The following is a 1,075-nucleotide window of genomic DNA, read 5'->3' on the forward strand; positions in this document are numbered from 1 at the left end:
ATTGCGCGTTCAATAGCGGCTTTTAACGTAATCGTAGCACTTGGGCAACCGTTGCAGGCTCCCAAAAATCTTAATTTGGCTACACCGTTCTCAACCTCGACCAATTCTGCGTCTCCACCGTCACGCAATAAGAAAGGACGTAGTTTGAAAAGCACTTCCGATACTTCGTCGAACAAAATCCCGTTATCCTCCATAATGCCAGCTCCTCCCATTGTTTTAACAACATGAATTCATGCCTTTATCATTCCGGATGGTCTGATTGATCCTTTGCCTTTTTGGTAAGAGAGGCCTCTTGATCTGAAAGTTCCATTAAAATCTTATAAATGGGATCCGTAGGTATCATCACACCACAACTGGCACTCAGTCCTAAGAGCATATTAAGATAGAATTGAATTTTCTTTTTCTCGCGAGTAATTTGCTCTAATTCTGGGATGTCCGAGTTATTTTTCTTCATTAAAACACACCCCATGCCTCCTAATAAGTAAAACGCTTGATGGATGAAATGAATAAATCAACCGATGCTCCCTTCCATCTCAAATTGAATTAGCCGATTCATTTCAACGGCATATTCCATCGGCAGTTCTTTGGTAAACGGCTCAATAAAGCCCATGACAATCATTTGTGTGGCATCTTGCTCCGTAAGCCCGCGGCTCATTAAGTAAAATAATTGTTCCTCGGACACTTTGGATACGGTTGCCTCGTGCTCCAAAGTAATCTGATCGTTTTTAATTTCATTGTACGGAATGGTATCTGATGTTGAGAGATTGTCCAAAATCAACGTATCGCACTTAATATTGGACTTGGACCCTGCGGAATCGCGGCTGAAGCTGGACAACCCCCGGTAGCTGACTTTACCTCCCTGTTTGCTGATCGATTTGGATATAATCGTAGATGTTGTCTCGGGAGCAAGGTGAATGACCTTCGCGCCGGCATCCTGATGCTGATCTTTACCGGCTACAGCAATAGACAGGATGGACCCCTTGGCTCCTCTTCCTTTCAATATTACAGCCGGATACTTCATCGTTGCCTTGGAGCCGATGTTGCCGTCCACCCATTCCATTGTGGCGTTTTCCTC

Annotated in this window: 3 protein-coding genes; all 3 read right to left on the reverse strand. The window is 44.2% G+C overall.

The window, feature by feature from the left end; translation table 11 throughout:
* On the reverse strand, nt 1–194 hold a 194-nt coding region (locus LBW89_RS27335), incomplete at its 3' end, for a NifU family protein (RefSeq protein WP_225040924.1).
* A 47-nt stretch (nt 195–241) separates the two neighbouring features.
* Nucleotides 242–454, reverse strand: coding sequence for a hypothetical protein (locus LBW89_RS27340; RefSeq protein WP_225040925.1), 213 nt, complete (start codon nt 452–454; stop codon nt 242–244).
* A 57-nt stretch (nt 455–511) separates the two neighbouring features.
* The coding region (locus tag LBW89_RS27345) for a SufD family Fe-S cluster assembly protein (protein WP_225040926.1) at nt 512–1,075 on the reverse strand (564 nt) is incomplete at its 5' end.

The organism is Paenibacillus sp. alder61, from assembly GCF_020179875.1.
Taxonomy (GTDB): domain Bacteria; phylum Bacillota; class Bacilli; order Paenibacillales; family Paenibacillaceae; genus Fontibacillus; species Fontibacillus faecis.